At 43.1% G+C, this 12476-nt stretch carries 12 protein-coding genes; 1 reads left to right on the top strand and 11 read right to left on the bottom strand.

What is annotated here, in order from left to right:
* Positions 1–56 precede the first annotated feature (56 nt).
* On the top strand, positions 57–341 hold the full coding sequence (locus tag QUB30_RS26660; RefSeq protein ID WP_333301120.1) for a WGxxGxxG family protein: 285 nt from the start codon (positions 57–59) through the stop codon (positions 339–341).
* 154 nt (positions 342–495) lie between these two features.
* Here QUB30_RS26660 and QUB30_RS26655 read toward each other — a convergent pair whose 3' ends face one another.
* The 11 genes from QUB30_RS26655 to QUB30_RS26605 form a co-directional block, all read right to left on the bottom strand.
* Positions 496–1203 (bottom strand): ROK family protein, encoded by a 708-nt coding sequence (locus QUB30_RS26655; protein WP_333339826.1) that lies wholly within the window; start codon positions 1201–1203, stop codon positions 496–498.
* Positions 1204–1235: 32 nt separating this feature from the next.
* On the bottom strand, positions 1236–1928 hold the full coding sequence (locus QUB30_RS26650) for a YqiA/YcfP family alpha/beta fold hydrolase (protein WP_333339823.1): 693 nt from the start codon (positions 1926–1928) through the stop codon (positions 1236–1238).
* Between the two features lie 581 nt (positions 1929–2509).
* Positions 2510–2995 carry a Spy/CpxP family protein refolding chaperone gene (locus tag QUB30_RS26645; protein WP_333339820.1) on the bottom strand — a complete coding sequence of 162 codons (486 nt, stop codon included), beginning with the start codon at positions 2993–2995 and terminating at the stop codon, positions 2510–2512.
* Between the two features lie 19 nt (positions 2996–3014).
* Positions 3015–3452 carry a hypothetical protein gene (locus QUB30_RS26640; protein WP_333339817.1) on the bottom strand — a complete coding sequence of 146 codons (438 nt, stop codon included), beginning with the start codon at positions 3450–3452 and terminating at the stop codon, positions 3015–3017.
* The gene (locus QUB30_RS26635) at positions 3449–4039 is read right to left on the bottom strand and encodes a sigma-70 family RNA polymerase sigma factor (RefSeq protein WP_333339814.1); all 591 of its coding nucleotides are present in this window, start codon (positions 4037–4039) and stop codon (positions 3449–3451) included. The genes QUB30_RS26640 and QUB30_RS26635 overlap by 4 nt, the downstream gene beginning before the upstream one ends.
* Positions 4040–4871: 832 nt before the next feature.
* Positions 4872–6917 carry a transglutaminase-like domain-containing protein gene (locus QUB30_RS26630; protein WP_333339811.1) on the bottom strand — a complete coding sequence of 682 codons (2046 nt, stop codon included), beginning with the start codon at positions 6915–6917 and terminating at the stop codon, positions 4872–4874.
* 2 nt (positions 6918–6919) lie between these two features.
* The gene (locus QUB30_RS26625; RefSeq protein WP_333339808.1) at positions 6920–8206 is read right to left on the bottom strand and encodes a DUF58 domain-containing protein; all 1287 of its coding nucleotides are present in this window, start codon (positions 8204–8206) and stop codon (positions 6920–6922) included.
* 69 nt (positions 8207–8275) lie between these two features.
* The gene (locus QUB30_RS26620) at positions 8276–9238 is read right to left on the bottom strand and encodes a MoxR family ATPase (RefSeq protein WP_333071013.1); all 963 of its coding nucleotides are present in this window, start codon (positions 9236–9238) and stop codon (positions 8276–8278) included.
* Between the two features lie 55 nt (positions 9239–9293).
* A complete protein-coding gene (locus tag QUB30_RS26615) occupies positions 9294–9830 on the bottom strand; it encodes an opioid growth factor receptor-related protein (RefSeq protein WP_333339806.1) in 537 nt (178 codons plus the stop codon).
* 159 nt (positions 9831–9989) lie between these two features.
* Complete coding sequence (gene gor / locus QUB30_RS26610) at positions 9990–11333, bottom strand: glutathione-disulfide reductase (RefSeq protein WP_333339803.1); 1344 nt, start codon at positions 11331–11333, stop codon at positions 9990–9992.
* Between the two features lie 262 nt (positions 11334–11595).
* Positions 11596–12363 (bottom strand): DUF4231 domain-containing protein, encoded by a 768-nt coding sequence (locus tag QUB30_RS26605; protein ID WP_333339800.1) that lies wholly within the window; start codon positions 12361–12363, stop codon positions 11596–11598.
* Between the last annotated feature and the right edge of the window lie 113 nt (positions 12364–12476).

The raw sequence follows: 12476 nt of genomic DNA, 5'->3' as shown, positions 1-12476 counted from the left end.
GGCTGCGGCAAATTGATTACTTTGATAAAGTAACTGCTGATATTTGGAGACCGAGTATGAAAGTCAAGCCTTCCGATATATCTAAAAATACCGCTGCTACCCTGATAGCTTTGAGTTTGGCTGTTCTCCCTTCAGCTATGCCTGCCTCAGCTCAAACGGAGTCAGCTCCGGCTCAGAACAATACTGATTCTAATGGAGTTGTTCTAGACAGAACTCCCTTTCAAGAAAGCAAAAACGACAACAATCATTGGGGTGCTTTGGGTTTGTTGGGCATCCTCGGTTTGGCGAATCTGTTTCGCAAGGATGAACCAAAACGCTACCGCGATCCGATGGGCGAATAATTTTTTAAACGGATCTAGCACCAGCCAAAAACCAAATCAACAGTCCTCGATTTAGAAACCGGGTTTTTTACGAAAAAACTGGATTATTGCCTTTAATCCGGGCAAAAAACTCGGTTTCTGTGATAGCGGTAGGCATTTTGAACACCCAGCTTATTCAATCGCGCCACAAAGCAATGCCACCCAACAAACCGCTCACATTGGGTACTATTTTAACCTGGGGCGGTAAATCAACAACAATCTTCTTAGTATTGCCGCCGCCGATGTAAATGCGATCGCAGTTAAAGAGATTTTGCAGAAAGGCGAGTGCTTTTTCCAGGCGGCGATTCCATCTTTTGGAACCCACTGTATCTAATGCCAAACGCCCTAATTGCTGTTCGTAAGTTTCCCCTTTGCGAAACGGGTGATGCCCGAGTTCCAAATTAGGCACCAAGATACCATCAACAAATAAGGCAGAACCGAAACCGGTGCCTAGGGTAATTACTAATTCTACCCCCGTTCCAGCAATTGCTCCCAATCCTTGAATATCCGCATCGTTAGCCACTCGCACAGGTTTTCCCAAGCGATCTTTGAGGGTAGTTTCTAGGTCAAAGTCTATCCAAGATGGATCTAAATTCACTGCGGTTTTGATGACGCCACCAGAAACGACGCCGGGAAAACCAACTGATACTCGGTCAAATTCCCCTTGTCCGCTGGCTAAAGAGGCGATCGCCTCTAGTACGGGTTCCGGTTTTGGCGGTTGAGGCGTTTCTAAACGGCTGCGTTCTGTTTGGGGTTGGCCTTCATCGTCCAAAACCATAACTTTGATGCCGCTTCCGCCAATGTCAACGGCTAAGGTGCGAGTCGATCGATCTTGTTCACTCATTTGATTGTTGAGACTTGGAAGTTGGTCAAATTTTAATTTTTGAATTGGCAAAACTTTTGAATCGCTTCCCAAATTTCCGCTAGGACATTTCCCAAAGAATGAGCGTCTTCTAATTCGATTAATTGCACCCAGGGACGGTTAGCGGCAAAATTTTTGCTAGCTTGAATCGGTATTATTGTATCATGCTTGCCGTGAATAATTAACGTAGGGACTGAACGCATTAATTTTTGTTCGGGATATTGAGCCATATCTGCCAAAAACTGATAATTCAGTGGCAGATAACGCTGTTCGCCGTAGTGGTAAACCGGCAAATATTTCTCAGACTGCCACTTTTCTAACTGTTGCTGTCCCAACAGTGGCAGCCAGTGGGAGATAAATTCAAAAGCCGGCGCTAACAAAACTATTTGCTTTACTGACAATTGTCGCTGGGCCAACCAAGCCGCTGTCAGTCCCCCAAAACTAGACCCAATTATGGTAACTCCCCCTAGATTTTTTACATTTTCTGTGGGAGATTGGGAGGATTCGGTGGGCCAAAATTCTGTTTCTATTTGGTTTAATTGGCGGGTGAGAGTGAGACCCGAAAAATCGTTTTGATTGAGATCGGGAGTTTTTAGGTCAATTCCCAGGTAAGAAAAGCAATCTCGGAAATATTTAGCCTTAGCTGAATCGGGACTTGAAGCAAAGCCGTGTAAATAAATGTAACTTGAGTCGTTCTGTAGATTCATCCAGAAAATTTTATGAGATTTCGCAACTAATTATTTTAACTTAATATGAGTTATCAATTAAAAAACTTAAGACACTTACTCACAGAAAATACAGCGTATTCCAGGTTTATGAAGTAGGGACACGGCAGTGCCGTGTCCCTACGGCGGGATAGATCGATAGGCGGGTGTCCTTCATAAACGTAGAATCGGCTGTATATACTGATATTCCCAATAGATTAAGGACTCCCAGGGATTTAAATTCTGTGCTTTAAGAGGGTTTCTAACAAAATAACCCACTCGCCTCTACTTGAAGTTGCTGTGCTTTTAGACTGCTTTGCCGAAGAAATCCAGCAAGGCCATATATTACAGAAAATCGGCGTTTATCGCTGCCTGTATTTATTGGATTTATACCTGCTTACAATGAATCGCAGAGTGCGTAAGCACCCTGCGATTCACTCAAAACTACTTGTCAATTAGGAATGAGAATTAAATAACTTACAATGCGTGATGTTCTTGTGGGATGGGCCTGAAAGCCCGTCCAGAAAGGGCGGGCGGGACGCCCACCCCACTTTCAAGAGTGTAAATTATTTAATTCGCGATCCTTACTGCGGTTTTTGACCGTTTTGCATCCTGTTTCTAGCAGTTTGTCGGCGCTGCTGCATCAGTTGAGCTAATTGGCTGCGCTGTTCGGGCGTGAGCACTTCTCGCATTGCGAGTGTACTTTCAAATTGCACCTCTTCCAACTGCTGCCTCAAGCCGATTATTTGACGGTGTTTTTCGCGTATTTCGCTGGCATTTGCCGTGCCGGACATCATCGTTTCCAATTCTTGTCGGGCTTGGCGGACTGCTTGCATCCGCTGGGAAACTTGGTCTTTGTACCGATCGCGAACGGCCTGCATTTTTTGCTTTTGGTCGGCACTTAAATTCAGTTTCTCAAACATCCCACCTTCCTTACCAGCGGGTCGATTGGGACGCTGATTTTGGGCAATTGTTTCCGGTTCTAGGGGATTAGGAACTGCTATTGCTGCGGCTGTGCTGCCGAGAGTCAGCATTAAAACGGCTAGGGCAGAAATGCGGCGAATTGACATGAAAATTACCTCTTTGAGATTAGTTATTTGTTAGCGGTTCGCTGTCAGCACTCTGGCTGAAAGTCAACCAGTCTGTTTGCGAGCGATCGGTCATATTTTTTTCGCTAGAATCATGCAGTACACCTTCCCAGTTAGTGACTAAAAATGCTTCTAACTTAGCTGTTTCATTATCTGGCAATTGTGCAGTCTCAAACGCACGGTAGCCCGACCAAAAAACTAGCAAGCCAGCGGCTATCGCAGAAGGAAAAACCCACTTGCGAAAACCGATCGTTCGCGATCTTTTGCTAGACAGGGTAAATTGCGACTCTCCTAGATAATTTAGCTTTCTCGCACCCGCCTCATTCCTATCTATTGCTGCTAAAAGTTTTTGCTCAAAATCGGGCGCAGCCTCTGGAAGGTTTGGGCGATGTTGCTTCAAGAAATTAACTAACTCTTGGTCGCTGCTTGGGTTATTCATAGCTCGCTGACACCTTCTTTTTGCAAAAATTGCCGCACAGCATTTCTGGCATAAAACACGCGAGATTTGACAGTCCCCGCTGGTAGTCCCAAAATTTGGGCTACTTCTTTTTGCGGGATGTCTTCTAAGTCGTGCAGCACCAAAACGCTGCGGTGTTCAAAGCTCAATTGTTCCAGTCCCCGCTGCACTAAATCTTGATAGTGTAACTGCATCAATTCGGATGTGTTATCTTTGAGAATAACCCCATCCATTACTTCTTGATTTTTGAGCTGGGAGTCAAAAGAATGCTGTTTAGCAAATGCTTGTCTTTGGTCGGAAGCCACATTCCAAGTGATTCGATAAAGCCAAGTAGAAAAATTTTCCTGGTGCTTGAGTTTGGGCAATCCTTTCCAGACTCGCAGGAATACTTCTTGTGCTAAATCGTCAAGAAGCGAGGGGCCGCAGAGTTGGTAAAGGGTTGATCTGACTTTGTGTTGGTAGCGTTTGTAAAGGTAGCGAAAGCAAGTGCGATCGCCCTTTAAACATTGAGCAACTAAGTCCGAGTCGGAACAGTCATCGGTTAAAACATTGGCTGACACACCTAACACCTGTGAAGTCTCCCCCACCAGTTCGTTATCTGAAGTGTTTAGACAGGACGATCGCGAAAAAGGTTCAAAGGGTTTAAAATTTTTTTTCGACGAGGCGACAGGTAGGGAAACGGCACTGCTGTGTCCTGATTTTTCCTGTAATTAACGGGTTCCGAGGTGTAAAGCCTGGGAACCCAGATCCAGAGTCCCAGCCTTGGTTGAGAAAATGGACGCTCTGACTCGCCCCAGAAGCGTTACTTTCGCTAAGCGCCTAGTAACAAGTAAAACCAGTAAAAATTTGCTCAGTGGGTAGGGACATGACAATGCCCATTGGTGTCAACTTAACCTCAAAGGTAGTGCGAGTCTTCTGTCTAGCGATTAATACCCGATCGCCCCAGCGCTCCCCGAATTGTTGCGGGGGAACAACAATCTTCTCTTTCGTCCCCCTTTTTAAGGCTACCGCGTACACACAAGTGGATTATGAGCTAGTTTCCACTATTGCTGTTCGACCAATGCCTTGGTCTGAGGGTAGATTAATTGTATAAGTACCGTGAGAAGGCTGTTCTCCTAAGTAGGCATAAAGCAATTGTGACTTGTCTAATAACGGACGGTCTTGTACAAGTGATTTAGAAAAGGTATATAGCAATCCTAAATCATTTGTGAATTTCTTACTCCCTCCCCTTGGTAAGGGGAGGGTTGGGGTGGGGTAAAAATTTTACGACTCATTTAGGATTGGTATATATAGCGGTTCTCAATTAAGTGAGGTACAAGTTGAGATTGAATAATTGGGAAATTTACGAATCAATTAAAAAGTCCTCAATCCCCCAATTTAAAATCTAAATTTGTACATCATCTACCTGAGAAAAGCTATAGTAGACTTACCGCTTTTATTAACCTGAGAATTTGAGGCGATCGCCTGCCTGCGATATTGCTCTATCCAGGATTGAATTGCCAATTTAAATTCAGCTTTTTGTGCGTCTTGAATTCCTTCTGGATCGAAGCGAGCGCAATAATGAATCTCAATCAACAATGCTAACTCTTCGAGACCATATAATTCCGGTTTTTCTTTTTTTAACCTCTCGATCCAATTTTTTAAAGACTCGGAAGGAGGGCGAATCAATCCCGACTCATTTAATGCCTGTTCGATTAAATAAAATTCCGATTTCGGACTCAACGAATCTTTGTTATAAATAGCTTTTAGCCATCTTTGTTTGTTAGATAAAAGGCGTACATTTTTCTTAAAATTAGGATTACACCTCCAAAAAAATATTAATGCCAGCAGGATGACTCCCCCATACTTCAATCCATTGCTACCTGATAAATATCGCAACCCCAGCAAAATTTTGTAACTCAATAGCGACCATAAATCAGAGATAAATGCCCATCGGGGAGCAGCAGCATCCTCCATGCTTTCCCAATCAGAAGGCGTAGGATCAAAAGCTTGCCATTTTCCCGCGATATAAGCCAAAGTCCAAGCATGAGCATGGCGACTTCTGACAATATATTGGTTCTCCAAAGAACTAAATTCGTGAACAGAATATCCAACAGCATAACGGGCTGGAATACCGAGTTTTCTCAGGAGAAGTGTCGCAGCGGTAGCAAAATATTCACAATGTCCAGAGCGAGTGTCCAGTAAAAATGTTGATAGAGGCGTAGCATCATTATCTTTGCCCCTCAGCTTCAGTGAATAAACGAAATTTTTTAGGAAAAACCACTCTATTTTATCTAATATTTCTGGTGGCGACTTTCCTTGAGTATTCACTTGACTGAGGATTTTATTCAGTGCAGCTATTTCGGATTTGGGTATTTGCAGGTCGTCTTCTGTAGGTGGGCTATCTACAGAAAAATTATTATTAAAGTAGCTTCGATAAGCCAGCATATCAACTTTTCCCACCACTTTTATTGTGCCATATTTATTCTTTTCCATCTGACTGACAGGCAATGCGTCAATTTTAAAAGTTCCATCTGGCAGCTTTAATAAACCTTGGTTGCCTTGGAGTGTAGCCGAAATAGTAATCGTTGATGGATTCGGTAGTTGGTCGCCTAAATCCCAAGTTGTACCATTAATCTTTGGTTGTACGGGAACAAAGTTAGGATTTAAGGCGAGCCAAAGTGAAGAGTTGTAGCGATTATAAGTGGCTTCTCTTAGCAGTCGGGGAGGAGTCTGTTTAGCTTCAGGAGCAACTCTAAAAATTATTTCATTTGACTGTTTTAACACTCCCACTGACCCGATGTTCGTTTGTTTTTTTAAAAAATCAGTTTCTTGAGAGTTCCCCTGACTAAGCCATGAGATTGCTTGCTGTTCTACTGCTAGGTGAAGTTGATGCACGCCCATCTGTCCTATAAATCCTATACTGCCAGCAATTAACATCAGACTAAGCCAGAGAATAGATGAAAAATTTTTCGTTCTCACAGACCACAAAGCAATAGCGGTTAATGCAAATATCCCAGCATAAAAAGATATCTCTCTACTGTTCGTCGCACTAGCGGATAGCAGACAACAGATAAAATATGGATAATTTAGATTCACCATCAAGGGGTTAAGTGGTGCTTTTTTTGTGGCTTTGTTTAGCCACAAAAACATTAGGCGTATATCCAGACTTTCCTTGACCGAATATACCTGAGCAGCTACCAGTGGAAAAAATACACCAGGAAGCCACTGCAACAAATTATATATCAAGTAAATAGAGCGGTTGGCGACCAGGAGATAAACCAGCAAACAGCACAAAAAAATCAGGCATAAATTAGCAATTCGCCTAAAATCACTAGCTGAAAAATCCCACCGATAAGGCAACCAGTTAGCTGCCTCTAAAATCACAGCAATTGGCAACGCAAAAAACCATAGTCCCGTCTGCCAGCCCCAAAAAATTACACTAACACCTAAAAGAAACACTGGCATTTTCATAGTTTCATTAACTCCTCTTGTATTTGACCTAGCTTTAAAATATGGCAGCTTGTTAAGTCATCTTTAATCAACTCTAAATTTAAGCTCTCTAATTGAGCTTCTCGCTCTGTTAAAATTAAAACTAATGTATGGATACCGCGACTTCTCAGATAATTTACTAATTTTTTTCTAGGTTCATCCCAACACAAAAATATACAAATACAACCGCTTAGCAGAGAGATTTTTTCCATCAAAACTGAGGTGAGCGAGTCAAAACCTTTATCCTGACAGGCAGCAACAGAGGCGAGAATTTCTAGCATTTTTTCAGTAGAGTTCAGCCCTCTGCCAAAGGTAAAACAATAAGCTTCTTGAACGACGAACATCAAATCAAATAAGGATTCTTGAGTCTGAACTTCATAGGACAATGAAGCAGCAATTGAGATTGCCTCTTCTAAAATTTCACTATATTTTACACTTTGAAATGTATCTAAAATTAGGGCGTGCCTCACGAAAAATTCATCCTGTTCTTCTTTGACAATTGGCTTACCTGCTTTGGCCCAACTTTTCCAGTGAATTTGGCGTAGCGAATCTCCCGGTCGATAATCCCGCAGAGACCTAAATTCCTCGGAATCTCCTACGGATGAAGCTAATGTTACGCCACCTGATTGATATCTTCTTGAGCCAGGAAGCTGAATTGGTGGTAAATGATAGAGTTTGGGTAAAATTAACATAGATTGGGGCAAGGAAATTGTTTTACAAGCATTCCAAATCCCAAAAGGATCAGACCTAGTAACTGTTAGACCACTGAGGCGGATAACACCTCTGCAGGACGGCGTAATTTCACCTACCACTTCTGTTTTGCTATTGGGTGGAAGAGGAGGCAATTCTATGACCTTAGCTGTGGCGCATTGTTTTCTAGAAATCAGCCACAGCCAACGATAATAGCCGAAGTATTTATCGAATGAAGTGCGCTGTTCTTCACCGGGTTCAGGTGTTTCTATAAATTCTTGAAAGCTTGGGTATGGGCCGGCAAAATTTTCCCCCAATTTCAGGTTATTTTGACTCTGGCTAGTTTTGTTATGAATGAGAATACGGTATTTTAAAGTGACTCCAACAGTTGCAAACTTTGGCAATAACCGTACTGCATTGAAGCGGAAGCGAAAAAATTTACTAAAAATTATGGCTATTCCTATAATTGACAACAGGAAAGTAAAAATTTGATAAGTCACAGTCTGATTAGTATCTAATCCTAAAACCCCCGCTAAAAGCGTGCAGCTAAGCACTGCTAACCCATTGTTGGTCAATCGCTTCTTTCGCGATCGATTTACGCGCGCACCGAAGCGAAAGATAGCGTAGAAAACACGTTTCATTTTTTAGGCGGGTACAGGAATAGATTTGATAATTTCTTCAACAACACCTGGGGCCATTCTACCCGAAAAACGCGCTTGAGGTTCCATTACTAGGCGATGAGCGATGACTGATACCGCCTGTTCTTGAATATGTTCTGGGGTAACAAACTCATAGCCATCGAACAAAGCTAATGCTTGAGCAACTTTCATTAAAGCTATGGAAGCTCTGGGACTCGCCCCTAGTTGTACGCCTTCGGCTGAGCGAGTTGCATTCACGATATCTACGAGGTAACGTTTCAATTCTTCACTAATTCTAATTTGCTTTACCTGCTGTTTTAAGCTAATTAAATCCTCTAAATTAACGCAGGTTTGAAGTGTATCAATAGGATGTTGATGGATTTGGTCTCCGAGCAGGTTAACTTCGTCTTCTGGCGAGATGTATCCTAGACTAAATTGAACTGCAAAGCGATCCATTTGGGCTTCAGGAAGTGGATAAGTGCCACGAGATTCTACTGGATTTTGAGTGGCAATGACAAAAAATGGGTCTTTAAGTTTGTGCAAATTTCCGTCAATGCTGACTTGAAATTCTGCCATTGCTTCTAGGAGGGCGGATTGGGTTCGCGGTGATGACCTATTGATTTCGTCAGCCAAGATAATATTAGCAAAAATTGGGCCTTCGTGGAAATGGAACGTGCGTTGATTGGGGTCGAGCATGGATATGCCCAAGATATCGGATGGCAAAAGGTCAGGTGTAAATTGAATGCGTTTAAAGCTGACATCGACAGATAAGGCTAGGGCTTTAGCTAGGGTAGTTTTACCTGTACCGGGATAATCTTCTAGGAGGACGTGCCCGCCACTCACAAAGGCTGACAGCAATTTCCTGATTGCTGCTGATTGCCCTTTCACCACTTTTTGAATGTTGTTGGAAATCCTTTGATAAATTTCTCGGCCCGACTGAGAGTGATTTTCTGTAATTGCTTTATCCATTATTTATTGTGTTCGTAGCGTTCGGTTACTGTCCCGCTGATTGGCTTGTCCCGATTTAACTATTTACAGCATTTTTCCAATATGTATAAGTTTTTAAACCAATACTTTCTTTATTTTCATTATATATCTCGTCCAAACACCTGAAAAGAGCCAAAGCATAATTCTTCAATCCCAAATTTGTCAAACTTGTGAGAATCCTAGTCAGCCGCAGGTAGTTGTGATTAAATGGTTCAATCCACTCTCTTTTTCTTGACAAATATTCCTCGGATTTGGCAATTACAATTTCTGCGTTTTCCCCTTCGCGGCATTCCAACCCATAAAACGCCAGCATGACTTTTAGAGATTTAACTAAGCGACTTCTCAACTCTTCACTTGTTTTAAAAGCTTGAATTACCTGATCATTTAAAGTAGGAGCACTGGAATTAAAGCGGCTCTTTTCCCTCAGCGGAAACAGCCATTGAATGTAATTGTGCACGGATTCCAGCTTCGGGTAATCCCACGACCAAATATCCTCGATCGCCCGACCTTGCGAATCCGGCTGCTGACCGAGATAGAATGCTAAAATTTTGTTTTGTTTGGTTGAGTCACTCATTCATCCCTTCACAGGCGGGCCGGATGCCCACCCCACAATAAAATTTTATTTTTCTGTGGAACAGGCATCCTGCCTGTTCTTGAAAATGGTGCAATATCTGAATTTTAACCGACTTTAGCTATTAGCCAGGGGTTTCAACCCCTGGCGGCTTCCCCCGCTTTACCGCAAAGTCACAAACTCTTCAGCAGTCGATGGGTGAATGCCAATAGTCGCGTCGAAGTCTTTCTTCGTAGCTCCCATATTAACAGCGATCGCCATTCCTTGAATAATCTCGCCCGCGTCTTTCCCCACCATGTGCACGCCCAAAACTCTGTCTGTATTAGTTTCAACAACTAACTTGACAAAAGTCTTTTCATCTGCACCTGTCAAAGAATGAAACATCGGTCTAAACTTGGCTGTATAGCACTTAATTGATTCGGGAAACTTGGCTTTAGCCTCCTCTTCTGTTAAGCCAACTGTACCTGCTTCCGGCTGCGAAAATACTGCTGATGCAACATTTTCGTGACTGATCGATCTGGGGTTATTACCAAATTCAGTATCCGCAAAAGCACGTCCTTCGGCGATCGCAATTGGCGTTAAATTGATGCGGTTGGTGCAGTCTCCGACTGCAAAAATGTGCGGCTGGCTGGTGCGGCTGTCTTTCGTAACTGCGATCGCACCTTTATCGGTTTCTACTCCCGCGTTTTCTAAACCCAATTTTTCCAAGTTGGGCAAGCGCCCGGTAGCGGACAAAAGCGCGTCTACTATTAGCGTTCCTTCGGATTTTCCCGACAGCGTTAATTTTAAACCTTCTGGGGTTTTCTCAATTTGTTCGATCGAGCTTTCTGTCAAAAATTCAACCCCGTGCTTAGTCATTCCTTCTTGCACGTTAGCGCGAATTTCTTCGTCGAAGTAGTGCAGAATTCGATCGCGCCGGATGATTTGAGTTACTTGACTTCCCAACCCGTTCATAATGCAAGCAAATTCGACGCCGATGTAGCCGCCGCCCCAAATTGCCAACCGTTTTGGCTGCTCTTTTAGCAGGAATATTTCGCGGGAGGTAATCGCGTGTTCGATACCGGGAATGTCAATGCGATGGGATTCTCCGCCGACAGCGATTAAGATTTTGGCGGCAGTGATTTTTCTGTCACCAACTTCGACGGTGTGGGGGTCGATAAATTTGGCATATCCTGAAATTAATTCTACTCCGGCTTTTTCGAGAAAGCTGATGTGCAGTTTGCTGAGTCGGCGCACTTCTGTGTCTACGGTGGTGACGAGTTTTTCCCAGTCGAAGCTGCTTTCTACTGGGCTCCAACCGTAGCCCACCGCATCTTCATAAAGGTGTGAAAATGTTGAGGCGTACACCATGAGTTTTTTGGGAACACAGCCGCGAATTACGCAGGTTCCGCCTACTAAGTCGTTTTCGGCGATCGCCACTTTTGCTCCGTAGGATGCTGCTCGCTTGGAACTCGCCAATCCGCCGGAACCTGCACCTATCACAAACAAGTCGTAATCGTATGTCATAATTGTGTTTACCAACAATCTCCAACTTACCAAGTTTACGCTTAACTTTTCTTAATCATAGCTCAAAAATTTTGCCTTTGAGACCTTTTGAGCGCTACAGACAGAGCTACTTGAGGGGGAAAAAAACGGGGGACGAGCTGGTCTTTGGCTATCCTATAGCCCCGCAATGCCATGTGTGATGAAAAGTTTAACCGTATAAGAGCAGGTAGCGTCACTCAACCCTACCTGCTTACTTGTATTGTCAGCTTAGTTAACTCTGCTCCTACTTTGACTCGGTAGATTGATCTGGCGCTGTATTCTGCTCGTTTGACGCTGTTTCATCTGGTTTTTGGATTTGCTTGAGATGAATCTCATTCACCTGATTGATAAAGTTTTCTATTGCCATTTTTTTCATTTGTTGATGTTGGGCTTCGTCGGCTACATCATAGCAACGATAAGCTGGAGTCACTCCTAATACAAATTTCTCCTGTTCCGCTTCTAACAATTCCACAGTCGTGTTAGCAGAAATCCAATTCTCCTGAAAAGGAAAGGAGGTAACTATACTGGCGACTATGGAGGCGACAGCGGGACAAATTACGGGCAGCCATTTGAGCAACGATTGACCTGGTTCCAATTTGTCTACCAATACTAAAATTGGTGTGACTCCGGATAAAACAACGGTTGCCAACTGGAAAGTATAGTAAATATTTCTCGAAGTCTCTCGAGTTGTTTTATAATCGTCAATCAACTCCTGGCAATATAGTAAAGCCTTTTCTCTCACCGGGGTGATCGGATTGTTATCCGAAACATTATTCGGGTTTAAGAGATAATTGTGTAGTTCAGCTTTTCTTCGGATATCTAACTGATTAGCACTATTCCTAGAGTTTTGAGCCAATTGTCTATTGGTCAGGAACAGAAAAATAAAACTAGAGAGAAAAACAGCTCCCAAAATAAAGACAAGTTGATTGTCTGGAAAAACTCTGGTAAGGATGCCTGCACCCACAAAAGCGGCTATGGATACATACTCAACAATTTTCAGGAAAGATAACATTTGTGGACTCGATGAGACTGTATTGGAAATCTCGGTCTGGTTGGTATCCGCAGAAGTAGTCATTGCTTTGTAGTTAGTTTGGCGATCGGATACAAGTTTAGCCTATTGGGGTT

Origin of the sequence: Microcoleus sp. BROC3, from assembly GCF_036702515.1 — a bacterium.
Taxonomy (GTDB): Bacteria; Cyanobacteriota; Cyanobacteriia; order Cyanobacteriales; family Microcoleaceae; genus Microcoleus.
The sequence above is the reverse complement of the archived record's forward strand: the minus strand, read 5'-3'. Positions and strand labels throughout refer to the sequence as shown.

What these genes read in the sequence shown, in the direction of transcription:
- QUB30_RS26630 (WP_333339811.1), bottom strand. Translation starts at nt 6,917, where the DNA reads ATGCCAGTGTTTCTTTTAGGTGTTAGTGTAATTTTTTGGGGCTGGCAG.
- QUB30_RS26660 (WP_333301120.1), top strand. Translation starts at nt 57, where the DNA reads ATGAAAGTCAAGCCTTCCGATATATCTAAAAATACCGCTGCTACCCTG.
- QUB30_RS26650 (WP_333339823.1), bottom strand. Translation starts at nt 1,928, where the DNA reads ATGAATCTACAGAACGACTCAAGTTACATTTATTTACACGGCTTTGCT.
- QUB30_RS26620 (WP_333071013.1), bottom strand. Translation starts at nt 9,238, where the DNA reads ATGGATAAAGCAATTACAGAAAATCACTCTCAGTCGGGCCGAGAAATT.
- QUB30_RS26640 (WP_333339817.1), bottom strand. Translation starts at nt 3,452, where the DNA reads ATGAATAACCCAAGCAGCGACCAAGAGTTAGTTAATTTCTTGAAGCAA.
- QUB30_RS26605 (WP_333339800.1), bottom strand. Translation starts at nt 12,363, where the DNA reads ATGTTATCTTTCCTGAAAATTGTTGAGTATGTATCCATAGCCGCTTTT.
- QUB30_RS26645 (WP_333339820.1), bottom strand. Translation starts at nt 2,995, where the DNA reads ATGTCAATTCGCCGCATTTCTGCCCTAGCCGTTTTAATGCTGACTCTC.
- gor (WP_333339803.1), bottom strand. Translation starts at nt 11,333, where the DNA reads ATGACATACGATTACGACTTGTTTGTGATAGGTGCAGGTTCCGGCGGA.
- QUB30_RS26655 (WP_333339826.1), bottom strand. Translation starts at nt 1,203, where the DNA reads ATGAGTGAACAAGATCGATCGACTCGCACCTTAGCCGTTGACATTGGC.
- QUB30_RS26615 (WP_333339806.1), bottom strand. Translation starts at nt 9,830, where the DNA reads ATGAGTGACTCAACCAAACAAAACAAAATTTTAGCATTCTATCTCGGT.